This window comes from Desulfovibrio sp. SGI.133, assembly GCF_050313955.1.
Taxonomy (GTDB): Bacteria; Desulfobacterota; Desulfovibrionia; order Desulfovibrionales; family Desulfovibrionaceae; genus Desulfovibrio.
Map to the genome: position 1 here is coordinate 247,581 of NZ_JBNPMK010000002.1, position 17,009 is coordinate 264,589.

At 60.9% G+C, this 17,009-nt stretch carries 6 protein-coding genes and 1 pseudogene; all 7 read right to left on the reverse strand.

Features of this window, described 5'->3' with window-relative positions; genetic code table 11:
* Window positions 1-77: 77 nt before the first annotated feature.
* The 7 genes and pseudogenes from ACQRBR_RS03890 to cas3g all read right to left on the reverse strand — a co-directional run bounded on the left by ACQRBR_RS03890 (window position 78) and on the right by cas3g (window position 16,591).
* Window positions 78-4,754 carry a helicase-related protein gene (locus ACQRBR_RS03890; protein ID WP_427812486.1) on the reverse strand — a complete coding sequence of 1,559 codons (4,677 nt, stop codon included), beginning with the start codon at window positions 4,752-4,754 and terminating at the stop codon, window positions 78-80.
* Window positions 4,755-5,393: 639 nt separating this feature from the next.
* Window positions 5,394-6,242 (reverse strand): annotated as a pseudogene (locus ACQRBR_RS03895) (DEAD/DEAH box helicase); the annotation flags it as partial.
* The gene (locus ACQRBR_RS03900) at window positions 6,239-9,586 is read right to left on the reverse strand and encodes an STY4851/ECs_5259 family protein (RefSeq protein WP_427812355.1); all 3,348 of its coding nucleotides are present in this window, start codon (window positions 9,584-9,586) and stop codon (window positions 6,239-6,241) included. The gene ACQRBR_RS03900 and the pseudogene ACQRBR_RS03895, both read right to left, overlap by 4 nt.
* Before the next feature lie 193 nt (window positions 9,587-9,779).
* A complete protein-coding gene (csb2, locus tag ACQRBR_RS03905) occupies window positions 9,780-11,216 on the reverse strand; it encodes a type I-G CRISPR-associated protein Csb2 (RefSeq protein WP_427812356.1) in 1,437 nt (478 codons plus the stop codon).
* Window positions 11,216-12,220, reverse strand: coding sequence for a type I-G CRISPR-associated RAMP protein Csb1/Cas7g (cas7g, locus tag ACQRBR_RS03910; RefSeq protein WP_337429325.1), 1,005 nt, complete (start codon window positions 12,218-12,220; stop codon window positions 11,216-11,218). The genes csb2 and cas7g overlap by 1 nt, the downstream gene beginning before the upstream one ends.
* 14 nt (window positions 12,221-12,234) lie before the next feature.
* Window positions 12,235-14,304: a type I-G CRISPR-associated protein Cas8g1/Csx17 gene (gene cas8g1, locus ACQRBR_RS03915; RefSeq protein WP_427812357.1), complete on the reverse strand. Its 2,070-nt coding sequence runs from the start codon at window positions 14,302-14,304 to the stop codon at window positions 12,235-12,237.
* The gene (cas3g, locus tag ACQRBR_RS03920; RefSeq protein ID WP_427812358.1) at window positions 14,297-16,591 is read right to left on the reverse strand and encodes a type I-G CRISPR-associated helicase/endonuclease Cas3g; all 2,295 of its coding nucleotides are present in this window, start codon (window positions 16,589-16,591) and stop codon (window positions 14,297-14,299) included. The genes cas8g1 and cas3g overlap by 8 nt, the downstream gene beginning before the upstream one ends.
* Window positions 16,592-17,009: the final 418 nt, after the last annotated feature.

Here is a 17,009-nt window from a genome sequence, read left to right on the forward strand (position 1 = left end):
GAGCTTTTTTTAGGGGAAAGGACAACAGCCTGTCGGCATTTCATGGCAGGCCGTTGTCACACATCAGGAAAAGGATCTCAATTATTGTGCAGCTGCATGCTGATGATGGTCCCTCCTGTGACGACATTCAACGCGTTATCCATGCTTTTCAAAGCGCGTACCTGCTCTGAGCAAGCCCCATAGAAGGGAAACTGCGTGTCTCCATGGAGTACACGAAGAAAGCCCAGTCCCTGGTCAAGCCATATCTGCAACATGCTGCCATCCTGAAAATCCAGTTTGAGAGATCGGGCATGGGGCATGTCCGTTTTTTTCATGGACAGAACGGAGATATTGCCAAAACCAGAGAGTATTTCTTTGATCGCGGTATTCCTTTCACTTCCGTTTCTCCAATTATCCCATATGGATGTTCCTTCACCAGTAATATATTCCGTAAGGAAGATATGACATGAAGGGAATGTCCAGGCATCGTCATAACTTTCCTGAAGGTAGCTGAGCATCTTGTGGAGCAGGGCCGCTGTGAGTGGTGAATTGCAGTATCTGTCTGAGAACATGATACGTTTGACAGGCTGCCGGCAGGCGATAAAGTCTTTGCCAAGATTTTCGGCAAGAGACTTGCGCAATTTTGTCCATAACCACGGACCGAAGTCCGCAATAGACATATTTTCGTTGCTCCCGATCTTCACGATAGCGCTATTGCCTGAAACAGGAAGCAGATCCTTTGGGGAAAGAGCTCTGTCTGTGCCAAGGGTATCGTTCGTATATCCTTTGAGCAGCAAAGAGGAGGAACCATCGCTGTATATGGCCCACCGATGCAAGGTCTCATGCTCTTTGATGCTTACGGCAAGTCTGGCCTTCGGATCACGAAAACCTCCTGAGAGAGTAGCGCATCCTACGTTGGCATGAATCAGGGGAGCAAGGAGCATGCGTTCTTCTGACGAGAAACTGTCGAAAAGTTCCTGTTCCAGAAGCAGCGTGACCTGCACTCCCCGCAGCCTCAGCATATCCAGGAGATGGAGCATACCCCTGTCTCCGGGCTGCCAGAGCGCATGCTCTCCCAAGTGCAGGTACACTTCGCATGCCGGATGCTGGAGGAGCGTGGAAAGGACAGCCTCTTCAAGCCTCATCGTTTCTATCTGGGTCGAAGGGCCGAAAATGCAAGCTTCCGCCGGGAGTTCGAGCATACTCAGGTATTTTTCCGTCAGGATCTCCAGCCCCTTGTGCCTGTCGAGTTCTTTGCTTTGATAGCGCAGGTCAAAGTTAAGGATGCAGTGAGGGCAGGCGGTCTCACAATCGTGTTCCCGGCAGAGCAGACGTTCGCGTGCATCGCGCAAAAGACCGGTCATGTGCTCTCCGGCGGAAGATGCATAACCTGCGGCATTTTTATCGAAGATGAACAGGGAAGTGCAGAGGTTACCATCCTCCATCCTGCGGGATGCAACGGCACATTCCAGCTCTTCCGTCTGGATGCCGAGTCGTGCGGCCAGGGCATCCCGCAGTGCGACAGCTATGGGGAAAGCCTGTTCCTTGTTGTTGAGCCAGGACTGATCCTCTTTGCGTATCTGCAACTCAAGCACGTCAGTTTTGCTCTCACAGGCAAGCCAGAGCGGCGCTTTTATCTTCCACTGCATCCCTTCCCGGCAGGCAGGGCAGATATTGTTGGCCGGGTCGTTTTCATTTTTCCCACCACGGAGTTTCTTGTGATGCAGCATGGTAGGGAGAATCTCGCCTTTTTCAGATATGGATTCCACTTTGCCGCAGGCCAAACACACGGCGTATCCCTTGCCGGACAGACCGCGTGAGCTGTGGAAGACAGTGCCGGATGTCGTACAGCGGAAACGGGCCGCTTCGGGAAGGCCCAGGGATATCCATGAGCCGCCGGCACACACGTCGGCTTCGGCATGGCTCAGGCCCATCACGCCCAGGCTGGCATTGTTGGAAGGCTCCTCGAAAAAGTCGACGGCAAAGCCGGCAGGTTCAAGGTATTCATGCCAGTTTTCCTTGGTCAAAGGCGCTCCACAGTGCGTGCACATGGCCAGGGAACGGCTGGCCGCCGTGCCGAAGTTGCCGCATTTCCGGCAGCGCCAGCGGCTTCGTATGTTCTGCAGCTCCGCAGCAGCTTCCGCGGAGGCAGGGATATGCCAGTTCAACGTGATCCCTTTTGATTCGTACACAAGACCGTTGATGGCGACGCTGTTGCCGGGAGCGTATTCGGAGAGGGCCGTGGCCAGAGAGCGGCTGGGCAGTTCCCTGCGCAGGAACATGTTGTCCGCATTTTCCCTGTTTTCCAGTTTTTTGCGCTGTTGAGCCCGAAATAGCGCAAGATGCATGGTGTCGAATGTGGCCACGTGGAGGGGGAAACCGTGGGCGGGCAGGAATTCCTGCGAGATGAGCTCCTTGAGCAGGTATTCCCTGGCCATGCGCTCCTTGCGGAGGACAACGGCCTTTTTCGCTGCGGTGTTCTCCAGATCCGGGCTGCCCAGCATGTTTTTTTCCGCCTGGCACAGGGCATCGTAATCACCTCTCCAGCGTTCATAGGCCCTGTCCATGGCGTCAGCGGCCTGTTCCGCCATGACCTCTGGAGATTCATTCTGGAATATGCTGTTGCGGCACAAGATGCCTATGCTTTCCCGCAGAGGGGAATCCTTTGCCAGTGTCTTGAAACGAAGGGAGAAAAGCTGGGCAGCCGGTTTTTTGCCGGTGAAAAAGGCTTCACAGGAAAGTTTGGCCAGATCTTTGTCGTCCTTCTGATGCCGCTCTTTGAGGAAAGCAGTCAGCAACAGGGCGTTGACATGCCTTTGCAGGATGACGGGACTGTTCAGCGAGACCCGAGGGACAGGAAGGGGCGTGTCGAAAGCCCAGCGACTGTTGGCGTATGCCGCCATTTCGTGGGGGTTGTTCTTGCACATGGTCAAGGTGAGCGCGCGTGTTTCCCCACGGCGTCCAGAGCGTCCGGAACGCTGGAGATAGTTGGCAGGGTGGGGAGGCACGTTGTTCATGCCCACGATGGAGATGCCCCCTATGTCGATACCCATTTCCATGGTGGTGGAGCAGGAAAGCACATTGATGTCCCCGGCCCGGAACTTCTGCGTGCATAGTGTCAGTTCAGAGGAAGAGAGCTGGGCGGAATGTTCCTGCGCCCGGAAGTAAGGCGTCAGCTCGATCACGCTGTCATGATCGGCAAACCAGAGACCGGCCTGACGGAGCACTTGGACATCCGGGTTTTCTGCAAGCCAGGACCGTGCTTCTAGTTCATCGTTTTCAGAAGCAGGGCCGAAAGGATGCGGGTAGAGCGGTATGGCGTATTCCCGGCAAAGGAGGCTTTTCTCGCTTTTGCGGGGAAGGTAGGGGGACAGCCCTGCAAAGGTCGTGTCGAGAAAACGTCGCGTATAGGGACAGAGCCAGGCTTTTTTCAGCGGTGCGAAGCCCATGGCCGAGGTGCGCAAGAGGATACCACCATCTTCGTGACGCGAGCAAAGCGAAGGAAGGCTCGTCAGCTGGTTCCATGCCTGCTGGAGGATGCTGTCGATCTCTTCCGCCTGGTCCCATTGGCCGGCATCGAGGTGGAGGGCACGTTCGAGCAGACGCACCAGTTTGTGCTGTTTGTTGCGGCGGCACTGGGGCCAGATAATCTGAAAGCGTTTGTGCTCTTCTGTACCGGGGGCCAGGATGGAGCTTTGGTTGTAGGGCATGCCTAACAATTTCCGCCAGTTTCTGGGAAAGTCCGTGGCTCCGTTGGCCCGGAACATGACATGGAGGCAGATCTTCAAAAAGTCCTGCCAGTCCGCCAGCTTCAGGTTTGCCTGCTGGAATTCCCGGGGAACGCTGGAGACCTGATCCAGCGCCGGATAGCACACGGCCATGAGCCCCAGTGTCTCAAGGTTGGCTGCTTTGGCCGGTCGTCGGCCGAATTCACGGAAAACAAGCATCCTGGCAAAATCTTCCATGCCGGAAGCTGTGGACAGCAGCATGGGCGATTTTTCCTGATAGAGCCGGTACAGAGCCTCAAAGCTGGAGCGTTCGTTCTGAAGGCCCCTGGCCAAGTCTTGAAAGGAAATGGGAGTAGTTTCGCCGAGCTTTTTGAGTTCTTCCCTTTTGCCGTCGATCACGCTCTGAAGCTTGGTTCGGGTATTTTCGGGGAGAGATTCCAGAGTAGCGAGTTCCTGCTCCACCACGGCGCGTTTTCCGTCATCAGTACGCCCACAGTCCTGCAGCCCGATGTGGTAAAGAAGACCGCGTATGCGGGTAAGCTCGGAAAAAAGCTGCATCCGCATGGCCGAACGGGCTGTTCCCTGTCTGCTGTCATTAAACGTGAGTATTTTCCGTCCACGGCAGGGATGCTGCACGGGATCCGTACCATCAGGAGCGAAGTCCAGAAGCACTGGAGCGATGGTATTCTGCAAGTACAGAGTACTGATGAAGTTGTAATAATAAAAATCCTGTTTGCCCTGTGATGTCTCCTGACAACGCGGACAGACAAGGCAGCCTTCCTCATGCTCCGGCTCTTTCAGGCAGACACGGATGGCATTGCCGTTATCCTTCTCCATGAGGCGGCAGGATTTTTTATCCAGGAAAAGCCCCTGCGATGAGTCCTCGGTCGAGGTCAGCAGGACGGCATAGGCATCGGACAGACGTCTGATGGTCTCTTCCTCGTCAATCAGGGTATCATCTTCCTCCAATTCAGGATGACGGTCTTTCTGTCTGAGGTATTCTGCGGGTAGCCCGTCTTTGTCGGTAAGATCCTGCTTTTGGGCCACGAGGAACGGTGTGCGGCATCCCCTGCAGGTAACGATCTCATAGACCGGGCTCCCGCAAGAGCAATGTATGCGCGAGTCTGTCCAGACGGCGCCATAGGGCCAGTCATCCTGCAACTCCTTTTGCCTGTGCGGACATTTGGGATCCACGCACGCCCAGAGACCGGGAAGGCCCTTGCCGAAGATATGGGCACGCAGCGGCAGGAAGGGAGTACCATCATCTCCCAGTGTCCACGACAGCACATCCAGCCAGCGCAGGGCTGTAGCGACATCGCCGGAAAGGCCGTGTTCCTGCAGCAGGGCGCAGATCTCAGAGAGCCGGGCCACAGTTTTGTCCTGGGTAAATAGGGAGCGTATGCCTTTTGCCGTTTTCGAGCGACAGAGAGCGGCATGACGGGGAGCGTCCCGGGAAGTTTCGGGAGACATGTCTTCCAGAGTTTCCAGCGTGATGGCCTGCTCTTCCAGAGGAGGGAGTTCGGGGATCATCCTCTCCCCGGCAATGAGGGAGACCTGGGAGACAGGGACCCCCGCCACATCCGCAAGAAAGCGTTTTAGATCCTGTCCGGCAGGTCCTTTGGGATCGCCGATGGTCGCGGACGTCGCCACGAAGCGTACGCTGTCAGGTGTCACCCCGAAGGCCATTTGTACACGCCGCAGGAGGAGCGAAAGCTCCGCGGCCTGGGAGCCTATATAACAGTGGGCTTCATCGAGCACGATCCATTCCAGCTTGCCCTGGGATCTTTGCAGGATAGGGGCATCTTCCGTACGCACCAGCATGTATTCCAGCATGGAGGCGTTGGTGAAAAGGATGGGAGGGGGACAGGCCCGCAGCTCTTCGCGAGACAGGACCTCATTGGCATGCTTCTTTTCATGCGCAGGCAGGCTGTTGGGCGTATTGCCGTTGTACAGGCAGAAGCGGACGTCGCCCTTGAAGCCTCGCGTCCAGGCATCAAGACGGTCGCGCTGACTGCTGATGAGGGCATTGAGCGGATAGAGGAAAAGTGCCCGCACGCCCTCGAGCGGCCCGCCCTCTTTCGCGCTTTGCCGGGCCAGCCTGTGGAGGATGGGAATCATGAAGCATTCCGTTTTGCCTGATCCCGTACCGCTGCTGATGACGGTGGAGGCCGGCTCTTCCCGGCACAAGGTCTTCCAAGCCTCAAGCTGATGCATGTAGGGACTGCGTTCAAGAGGAAAGGCATAATCCTGCCGCAGCTCTTCCGGAGGATCGTTCAGGCATTGGACAAGACGTTTATCCAGCAACTGGCCCGTCAGTTCCGCAAGAGTGACATCCGCCTGTCGCCAGCCGAAGGTGGCCTCGAAAGAAGGATCGCCTGTGAGGCTGCCTTTTTCTCCCGGAGCGCAGGTAAGCATGGCGTCCAGACAGTGGCGCAGGGAGTCATTGTTCAGGGGTAGCGCAGCGGGGATGTCTTCCCGTATGCGATCCTGAAGGCGGGGAAAAAGCCTGGAGAAGTACGACAGAGGCATGATCATTCCTTTATGGTGAAGTTTTCAGCCGCACAGCGGTAGGTCGTAAGCGTGGAGGCCTGTTCGAACCATTCGGCATCAAAATGGAGGTGTTTGCGGATATTGAAGATAACGTCCTGCTCCGGGGGAAGGGGGATGGAGACTTCCCTGGAGACGAAAGCCTGGATCGCCAGCAGGATGGGCAGACCGAGCACGCCGTTTTGGTGCCGCTGGGCGAAGAAAAGGAAGGGCGTGATGTCGTTGCGGTACCGTTCCTGCTCGACCGTAGAGATGAAGTCTATGGGCCATTCATCGTCAGCATGACGTCGCAGCAATTTCTGCATCTCGGAATTGTCATCTTTGAACAGAAGGCTGGTGACGTGCGGAGCTGTGAAGACGATCTTGATGGCATTCAGATCCTTTTCTTCACAGGGCAGGCTAAGAGCGAGATGCAGCAGGGCATTGACAGCAGGGCAGCAGGAGCTGAGCTTTTCCATCCTCCGCTGCATGAGATCCTGCCAGACTTTAGGGGCCATTTCGCCGGGAATGAGCGTTTCAAAGTACTGTCTGACGCATGTACTGGCAGCAGCCCAGTCCTCTCGGGAAATGAAGGTCCACAGGAAAGGGAGTTCCGTACTGACCCTGGAAGTAAGGGACTGGAACGATATCCCCGGATGCAGGGCGATCATGGCCATGATCCGCGGCGAGTGCAGGAGGGCTTGCCAGATCTCCAGAGTGGAGAGCGGCAGGTTCTTCACATGGCCCAGCAGGCAGACAAGTGTCGACCATTCCGAAGCTTCTAGGCCCTGCTCCATGATGCTGACACAGTCCCGGAAAGCCCTCTGGCGGGCTCCCCGGTCCTTTTCGGCGATCGCCCTCTGGAGGCGGTCACGGGAAAGATCATCATGTCCGTCATCGGTCACAGACCACAGGAGCGGACGCAGAGAGGTCCCTTCCGTATCATCGAAGATGAGCCAGGGGCCGGGGCTGTTCAGGCATGCCGCGACTTCCCATGATCCCGAAGGGCTGCCGTCATCGAGCAGCGTTTCCGCAAGCGGCATCAGGCCCCGTTCCGGCTGGTCGAGCAACAGTGCCTTGATGGCATAGCCCTGCGGCGGGCGAGTCCCGTGTGCGGGCAGGGACAGGACAGCCTTTGTCTCCTCCGGGACCAGGCTGGCTTCGTAGCGTGCCACGCTCCAGCCTGCGACCTTGCGCCCGTCAAACAGGATCTCCAGTGATACATAGGCATCCAGCCCGCTTCCCATGGCCAGCATCTCCAAAAGAGCGCCCTGCCAGTCCATGAGGCGGATGATGGTGCCATTGTTCTGCGTTGCCAGAGGATAGTGCAGACTTTTCCCGTTATTCAGGGAAAGCCGCAGCGCGGCACGGCGCACGCCCGTACTGAAGCAGTACAGGCAGAGCCCATGCAGACGGAACGCGCAGATCTGCCTTCGTGGCAGGATTTCCTGCCCATCGGCATTGAAAAGGCGGGCCCCTTTCTGGGGGAAGGGGACGCGGATCTGCGCGGGCTGGGGGGTCTCCTTCCAGTGTACCCACAGATCCACCGTTGCCGGAGGAATGTGCCCGGGCAGGGCTTTCAGGGCAATCTCGAGACTGTCGCCCTGGCAGCGGCAATCCAGCTCCAGACCTTCCTGTGAACGGGCAAAGGTGACACTTGCGGCACGCCACCGCTCAAGACGTACAAGGCCTCTTCCTGCCGCATCCGTCCCCAAGGACACAGAGGCGTCCGAAGGGAGCAGGAGCATGCGATTGCGCAGGCTGGCCCCGCCGGTCGTCCTGAACCAGACCTGCATGACACCGGCGGGCATGTTCGTTGCGGAGAGCGTGGAAAAGGTCTCCATCCCCGGAGTTTTCTTCAACAGATCGCCACGCGGATACCCCTGGCTGTTGCCCGTGGAAAAGATGGCCTTGGGGATACCGCGGAAGGCCAGGGCGGGCTGGATCACCTCTACGTCCCAGAAGCGGTTGTTCCGGCTCCAGTCGTATTCTTCCCCGCTCAGGACGGCGGTCCGTACCCGGAAGGTGAGATCGGCATTTTTCAGATGGCCGGACTCCACCATACGATAGACATGCCTGTCGGTACCTGTCAGGGGGCCCATGTTCTCCGCATGTTCCGCATGCCATCCGGGCGCAAGGGCAACGTAGGCCACCTTGCCGCGTACGCTGCCGCCACCCTGCTGCCGGAAGCGGTAGTCATACTGTTCTCCTTCGAATATCCAGGGCAGGTCCGTGTCGAGCTCCGTGCCGCCGGGACAGACGTGGGACTGGCAGAATCCCGAAGGCGCCGTATATCGGATGCGGATTTCCTGCGCAGCATCCGGACCGGAGAACAGGACACTCTTCTTTTGCTGAAAAAAGTAGAAGTCATTTTGGGCATGCTTTTTCAGCACAGCTTCGAAGACCGCTTGGCCGGAGCTGATGCGCATGGAGAGGAGCCGGTATTTGTGTTCTTCGAGCCTGGTGTCTATCCTGGAAGGCATATCCAGACGGGCCTGGAGTTCCCAGTCCTGTCCATTTTGTCTGGCAAGGCAGCGACGGGCAGAAACAGGACTGCCGCTTTGTTTCGCTTCCGTTGAGGTGGTGGCGTCTTCCAGCAGACGGTTCAACAGGTCGCGAGCCGCCTCATCATAGAGCGGCAGGGGAAAGCGGGCCCGCCAGTCCGGGACCTTCGCGTCCAGCTCCGTCATGGCGTCTTCGAGCGTGCTTGCCTGGATGGACTTCCTGATGTCGAGGATGGCATTGATGGAGTGGGCCAGGAGTGCCGTGATATCTGCATTTCGATAAGATTGGGGCAAAAGATTCGTAGAATTTTCCACCCAGGCCGTGATGATGTCGCCGGACTGGTTGGATTGCAGGGCCCCCCGCAGGACGGTATGGAGGATGCGGCCTACGGCGCCACGGTTCTCGGACAGCAGCTTTTGTGGCAGGCCGGCTTCGCGTGCGATGGCACCAAGATATCTGTATCCCTTGTCATTTTCGACAAGCCCCCAGAATCGCAGGCCATTACTGATAATCTCTTGTCGAATCTGGATGGAGATATCCTGGGTGACGCCGAGACCCTCTAGGATGACATCGTAGGACCATGTTGTCCCGGCATAGCGCTGCTGCCAACAAAGAGAGGCATACAGCACGAAGACAGCGTTGAAATCAGGGGAATTCTTCCACAGGATAAAAGGATTCCCGATCACCAGCCTAGAGACCGTGTCTACATTTTGCCGTAATCCTTCTTCCAGCGACAGGAACTCCTCCGGGGTGGCATGGTAGGAAAAAAGATGGCGTCCATCCGGTCTGGAAAGCCCACGCCGGGCCAGAAAATCGTTCAGCCAGTCTTTGCTTTTGAACTGTGGCACTATGTCCCCCTGTTTTTATCGTCTCACGTTCGCAGAAAGTATGTCATGACTGGCCGTGAGGATTTCCAAGCATGTTCCGTAGCATCTGGTCACCGGACCCATATGTCCGGCATCCATGGTATGTGCGCCCCTCTGGGGGGAGGTGATGTCCCCTTTCATGGCCCGGGCACAGGAAGAGAAGGTGAGGGCTCTCCTACCCCGCGACAAAAAGCCCCAGGCTGAAATGGGCCAGGCTGCCGATGGCAAAGGGGACGGGAACCGGGCTGTCGAAATGGAGCCGGAAGCCGTAGCCAGGCTGGGGAGCTTTGTCCTTGCGTTGCCGGACGAAGCTGCTCCAGGGCAGTTCCGCGCCGTCCCGGATGGGAAGGAAGGGGAAAGGCTCGACCCGCACCGGTTCCGGCAGGCCCTGGACAGCACAGGCCCGACGCAGTTCCGCTTCCAGCCAGTCCCTGTGTGCCCCTTGCCGGGCCTTGTAGTGACGGCCAAAGACCACCGGGGTCGCGCTGACCACTGTCCGGGCACGGGGAAAGGCGGCAAGCGGCAGGCAATGCAGGTAGATCAGTTCCGCCAGCTTGGCGCCCCGGGCCCAGACATGACGCAGGCTTTCCAGGGCTGCCCGTTCATCCTGAGTCAAACCTCGCGGCAGGAAGACGCGTACATGGTCGATCTTGCCGTCCCCGTCCGTATCGCAGGGCCAGTAACTGGCATGCTGATGCCCGCACAGGGGACGTCCTGAGGCATCCTTGCCGCTGAACAGGGGCGAGACGGCATCGGGATCACCGCAGCAGTGCTTGTGGCGGCTCATGAGCCCGGCGCGTATGCGTTCCGCCAGGATCAGCCCATGCGTGACCGGCGGCAGGGGCGTGGCTCGCAGCGCATAGGTCACGCAGCAAGGGCCATCCCCGGACAGGGGCAGAGCTTTGGAGGGCATCTCCTGCTCATGGAGGGCATAGGTGCATGACCCAAGGAGCGGATGCCTGTTCCAGCCTTCCGTCAGCAGGGTCTTTGTGGAAAGGGCCAGAGCTTCCAGCCAGGAGCAGGGGCGTTTTTTCTTCCCTGAACCCGTGGACGGCAGATAGGGCAAGCCGCTGTAGGCCTCCGGTGACAGGAGCGTCTGGACACTGACAAGGCTGTCCAGCGGGGCATCCTGCTGTGCGGGACAGCAGTTCCAGTGGCGGTGCGGGGGCAGGGCATCGCACAGCTGGGCCGTGACCCAGGATTCCGAGCGGCCCAGATAGGGCAGCGCCCCGGCCAGCTGCTCCAGAATCCGCAGCGACGTTGCCGGAGCCTCCGGCAGTTCCATATACAGCGCATCGTCCTTGCCCAGGCAGACAAAGGCATCCAGTACGGGTTGCCTGTCGAGTTCTTTGGCTCCCTGGTCAAGATAGCACTTCACGGCCATCTTGCTGACGGGCGGCAGGCTGAAGCGGGGCGTGCCGACCAGCGGCAGGAGCGCGGCCTCCAGCTCGCTGTCCGTGATCCCGTCGAAGCGGCGATAGCGCATGTCCATCAGGGCCCGGGCCAGACGGAAGGGGGAAGGTGGCCATTCGGGATCCCCTTCATTGACGTTGCGTCCCCAGGCTGTGGCGTGATAGCGCCCCGCCGGAAAAGTGATCTCAAGGACAGGCATCAGGCCTCCTCGCTGTCGGTGCTGTCGTTGGCAGCGTCCTTGTTCTTGTCATTTTTGACCGTGATGGGGGCCTGCAAACGGGTGACCGGCGGCTGGGCGAACAGGGGCGCGCAGGCCGCCACGGCCTGCTGCAGGGCGGCGAGCAGCTCTGCTTCCGTGGGCAGGCTGTCCATGCCGGACAGACGCGGCTCCCCGTCCAGGCGCAGGTCGCAGGCCGTACGCAGGCGCAGGCTGCCGGACAGCAGGCGGCGCATCTTGTACAGGCCCAGGCAGAACAACAGCTCCTGGGCTTCCTTGGGCAGGCCCAGGGCCCGGATACCGCCCACATCCAGATTGAAATAGGCCGTGATGCGTTCCGCCGTGTATTCGGTGCGCTGATAGGGCACATTGCTGTACACGTCTTTGTCGTACTCCGCATGGCGCAGGCTGCCGGTAGGATCGAAGCTGTTCTTGACGCCGCCGGAGATGGCCTCGCGCACGTTCCGGGCCTCGATAAAAGCAGAGATGAGGCGCGGTACCTTGATACGGCCGCCATCGACGATGGAGAGGAACACCCCGTGCAGCAGGGAATTCACATCATACTTGAAGATGGTGGCATGGATGCGCTTCCAGTTCAGGACGCCTTTTTTGCTGTAGGCGGCCTCTTCGCAGAACTGCTTCTGGAAGGCCTTGTCGGCAATGATGAAGGGCGAGGCAAGACGGTGGGCCTCCAGCAGGGTCGTGGTGGAAAGGGGCCCCACATCTTTGCCTTTCAGGTCGGCCGCGACATAGGAGAGCCCTTCCAGCTCAGGGATGACCTCACCGTCCGGGGTGACGATGGTCTGTTCCAGACGGTTGGCCATGGACTGTGCCGACTCCACCAGCAGCATGCGGGTGCCGTCGGGCAAGGTATAGACAGCCGCGCCAAGATCGGCGAAGCCGGTGGGCTGAAAGCGCTGTCCCTGCAGCGGGACGAGGTCGGCTTCCACAAGCAGGCGTCCGGAAGAGCAACGATCCAGAATCATGGGAACTCCTTTTGTCAGGATGGCTGGCGAAGTTGGTGGAGCAGGGCGCGTCCGTCTACAGGTACGGCAAGGCAGGCCAGGACAGCCGCAGGGGACAGGGCGCGGACGCTTTCGGCAAAGGACGTAGGAAGATAGAGCCCCCCGCCTCCGGCGATGCGCAGACGCTGGGCAGCCAGGGCGCAGGCTTCCGCAAGGCGGCCGGCCTGTACCAGTCTGAGGATGCGCTGTTCCGGGCGCAGGCGCTCCCTGTCCAGACCTGCATCCTGTGGCAGCGGTGTATAGAGCAGTTTGAGCAAAGCCACAGCATGGGGGAGACGTGTCTGCCGGAGGGGAGCACACCAGGCTTCCGGCAGACGTTGCGGCCTGCCTACGAGGGAAAAGGCCCGTAACAGGTCGCGCAGCAGCTCCACATCCAGTCTGCCGTCCAGCAGGGGCAGCAGGTCGGCGGGAGACAGGCGCAGATCGGCCCGCAGGGGATCTTCGCCGTAGCGTTGGGCCAGGACGAGGCGGCGCAGGAACATCCTGCCCAGGCCTTCGAGCGTCTCGCCGCGCCACGGCACATGATGGTCAGACGTATCCTCCCAGCGGTACAGGGCATGGGGCGCGACCGGTGAGAGATGGGCACGGAACGGCCCCAGTTTGCCGGAACCGCGCAGGGAGGCCAGGGCGGCGGCCAGTCGTACCTCCGGCCCGCCGTCGTCGCAGGCGCTTATCCAGTCCGGTGACAGGGGCGTACAGGGGGCGGCCAGCAGGCCGGGCAGGCCCGGCAGGGCATCCATCCGGGCCAGGGCCCTGCTCACGGCCACAAAGCGGGGAGCATCCGGGGTGCGGGTACACGCGAAAACAGCAGCGGTAAGGCGACGCCGGGCAGCGGTCAACGAATTTGGCTCTTCTTTCTGGCGGCAGCGTTGTTGTACCCAGCGTGCCACAGGGTCCAGCAGGGCTACCTGTGGTTGATATTGTACGGACAGGCTCCCGGACGGCAGGGCCACATAACTTTGTCCCCGGCGTTCCAGAAAACTGTAACGTTCGAAACCGTCGATGCCCCGTTCCACGCCAAGGGACGCGATGGCGCGGGCAAAGTCCAGCCCGTTCCGGGCCTGACGGCGGCCCAGGCTCGCCCGGCCTTCCCCCAGCAGGCGGCGTACTTCCCGCAGAGAGGCTGTACGCGACCAGAGCGGCATCCATATCTCGCCTCGGCCCTTGTCGGTCAGGGAGGAAGAAGCAAAGCCTGCTGCCAGTCCTTCCACACAGAAAGGAAAGCAAACGTCGTTCGGATCTTCCGGGGCACGGCGGGTCAGGCTCCCTGCAAAGAGCAGCGTACCTTCGAACAGCAGCAGGAAATCCCAGGGATTGACCGGCACGTCGGCACGATAGGGGCCCGTATCCTGGTTGCAGCCACCGGCATGACCGGGGTCGAACTGGCCTGCGGCGGACTTGGGCAGGCCATTGACCGGCAGGCCGAACAGGGCACTTTCCAGCCAGGTGCGGGATTCTTCCGGCGGGCAGGCGAATATTTTGGCCACATGGCGCATGAAATTGCTGCTATATTCCAGCCGGCCTTCATTGCCGCCCGTCCCCAGCAGGGGAGCGAACACCGCCTTATCGGTACGTAGGATGCACGTAGCATCCAGCCAGGGCAGACAGCTCTCCGGCAGTTCGGCACGACAGCGCTGCAAAAAAGTCTCCTTGCAGCGTTTGCGCAGTTCATCCAGCTGTTTCTTTTCTTTGGGGGGCGCGACCAGTTCCGGCCAGTTGCGTATGCGGGCGATGACCTCCCGGTAAACGGCAAGGCGGGGGCTCGTGGACTGGGCCAGAGCGTCGATGCCTTCCCTGTTGTCGCCGGGGTAAAAGCCGCTGCCTCCGTTCCACGGAGTGACAAGCGGTGTCGGCTGCCATGTTTCCATAAAAAAGTCGCACAGCGCCTGCCGGTCAAGGCTGGAGGAAAGGAGAAAGGCCCCGTTCTGCCACGCCCCGCGGGCGTTGGCGTCGGCCTGTTCGCCCACGAGCCGCAGGATGCCCAGGGCCTTGAGATAGGCTGCCAGCGGGCGCGAGGCGCAGCCTTCGAGCAGGATGTCAGGCATGGTGTCTATCCTCCGCGCTGGCCCGCCAGTCGGCAAGGCGCAAGAGTGCTTCCCAGAAGGCCAGACGGAACGGCCCCCAGTGTTCCAGCAGGGCGCTCATGCGGTCGGCCCAGCTGGCGCCCTGTTCGGAAAAACCCAGCTCCATGCAGGTCAGGGACAGAGTGACGCCGGGCATCCCGTCCACCGGGGGCAGGTAGTCCCCTTCATGGATGCCGCGCGCGAAGCGGCGTACCCCGGCAGGGGCCTGTTCATTGGGCAGGGCCCGCAGGGAAAGGCGTATCTTGCCGTGATGCGCCGCCGCCAGATACACGACCAGATCATCGTGCCCCGTATGCAGCAGGGCCAGGGCCGAAGCCAGCTCGTGACGGAACCCCGGCCGGGCATAAACCCGCATCTGTGGCGCCTTGGCCCAGACCTCCCCGGTATCCGGGGCCTGACAGGCCTTCTGAAAAACGGCATGTGCCTTGCCCCAGTCATGCCGCCGTGCCGCGGTGAGCAGGGCGGGCAGACAGTCCGGGGGCACAGGCCCGTCCAGATTCGAGAGCAGGGCCTGCAGGGCGCTCAGGGTGCGTTCGCCATGTTCCTGCAGGCTTTGCCATGCGGCATGGCTGTGCGTGTCGCTGTCCAGTCCCGTAGGGGCGGGCGCTGGGGCCGCCGGGATGACGGGTGCGACACGGGCCGTGGCAGCGCTGTCCCAGCCGCTGTGCGGCGCATAGCCGCCGGCCGTGTCCCTGAGCAGCACGACCATGCCGGGCCGCAGACGGCGGACTTCCTGCCAGTGGCCTTCCAGACTGTCCCAGACCCAGGCATGCTGTCTTTTGTCTTTGAGAAAGTCGCGCATCTCGCCCAGCGGCACGGGGCACAGCTCCTCGCGAGCCGGGCCGGGCATGTCCCCGCCGGGCATGTCTCCCGGCCAGGAGCGCCAGAAGGCCTGCACGTCGGTATCATCGCTTTCCCGGATGAAGCGGGAAACGTCGATGTCCGCCCCGGCAAGATCGGGCGTGGTGTCGAAAAGATCGAAGAGGTCAGGAGCGCGCAGCACGGCATGGGCATCGTCCCGGTCTTCGCTGCGGGGCAGCAGGGCGGGCGCGGCATCCTCCAGCCCGGAGAGCAGCGCGCGGGCCCTGGCCAGAGCTGCCGGCGTGTACGGGCGGGCCGCCTGTTCCGTCTTGCAGGGGGCATCCAGCCAGAAGATGCGGGCATCTTCCAGCTCCCCGGCCCGGTTGCAGCGTCCGAAGCGCTGCACCAGCGATGACCACGGAGCCAGATCCGTGAACAGGGTGGCGGCGGAGATGTCCACACCGGCCTCCACCACCTGCGTGGTGACGATGATGCGCCCCGCCTCTCCCGGTGCGGAAAGAGCCTCTTCCAGCACGCGGCCGCGGTCAGCGGGGCGGAAGCGGGAATGCAGCAGGCACAGGGGCGGGGCTTTTTTGTCTTTTTTCAGGGTCGCGAACAGACCCACGGCATCCTTGACCCGGTTGCGTATCACCAGGGTCAGGGTGCCGGGGCGGTGTTCTTTGAGGACGGATGCCGCCAGGTCTTTGGTTTTTTTGATGGCCAAGGGCTGGAGGCGCTTGGCGGCATGGATGCGCCGGATCACCTGCGGGAAGGTCGTATCCGCCGCGTCCAGTGTCCGCAGCTGCGGGGCGGGACAGCGGGCGGCAAAGTCCACACTGGCCAGCCAGCGCGGATGCAGGGTGGCGCTGCACCACAGGGAACGGCAGGGCAGGGCGACGCCGAAGCGCTGCCGGAAGGCCTCCAGCTGGGTGGAGGTGGGCAGGCCCGCGCCCATGAGCTGCACCTCGTCGAAGACCCAGAAGGCATCGTTGTGCAGCAGGGCGAAATCCAGCGGCCAGCGGAAGCGGCTCATGGCGTAGCCGCGGTTGAGGGCGCGGGACAAAAGCTGGTCCTGGGTGCCGATGAGGATGGCGTCATCTTCGGGGCGCAGGTCCCAGTCCCGCGCCACGTCACCGCCCATGAGCACATGCACTGCGGGCGCACGGGAGAGCAGGCCCGCACCGGCCAGAGTGGCGGTCCATTGCCGTGCCAGCCGCGCGGTCTGCTCCACCAGCACGCGCATGGGCAGGCACCAGACCAGCCGCCGGGGCGTGTGGGCATCCTGTCGCTGCCGCTTGTGGAGCCAGGCCAGCAGGATGGCCGCTGTCTTGCCGAGGCCGGTGGGGATCTCCAGCACGTCGGGCCAGGGCTCGTCCGCCAGACGCTGCTGGTAGGGATAGGGGGAAACGCCGAGCGCTGCCGAATACCAGTCAGACAAGGATGGCACGCGGGACTCCTCTTGCTGGAAGATGGCGCGGGCGGGCCTGCCCGCGAGGACCGGAAACATACTTCAAAATACCGTACCTTTCTCGCTGGTGCAACCGGACTGAAAAAACAGGGCTTTTTCTTGCAGCGGGCACGGCAGGCGGTCTGCCGCGGGGCAAAGGACGACAGGTCTTCGATCCATGCCTTTACAGGCCGCGCCGGGCCTTGCTAGAACGGAGGAGCCGTTACATCCGGGGAGCGATCCCCGGCTCCGTTGAAGCACGCCGGGCAGGATGCAGAGATATGCCATCCGTGGTTACATCCGGGGAGCGATCCCCGGCTCCGTTGAAGCCTGCAGGTCGTCCCGGCTCATGACCACCAGTTGCTGGTTACATCCGGGGAGCGATCCCCGGCTCCGTTGAAGCGATTCAGAGGAAAGG

Coding starts and splice junctions, on each gene's coding strand:
- csb2 (WP_427812356.1), bottom strand. CDS start 11,216: ATGCCTGTCCTTGAGATCACTTTTCCGGCGGGGCGCTATCACGCCACA.
- cas7g (WP_337429325.1), bottom strand. CDS start 12,220: ATGATTCTGGATCGTTGCTCTTCCGGACGCCTGCTTGTGGAAGCCGAC.
- cas8g1 (WP_427812357.1), bottom strand. CDS start 14,304: ATGCCTGACATCCTGCTCGAAGGCTGCGCCTCGCGCCCGCTGGCAGCC.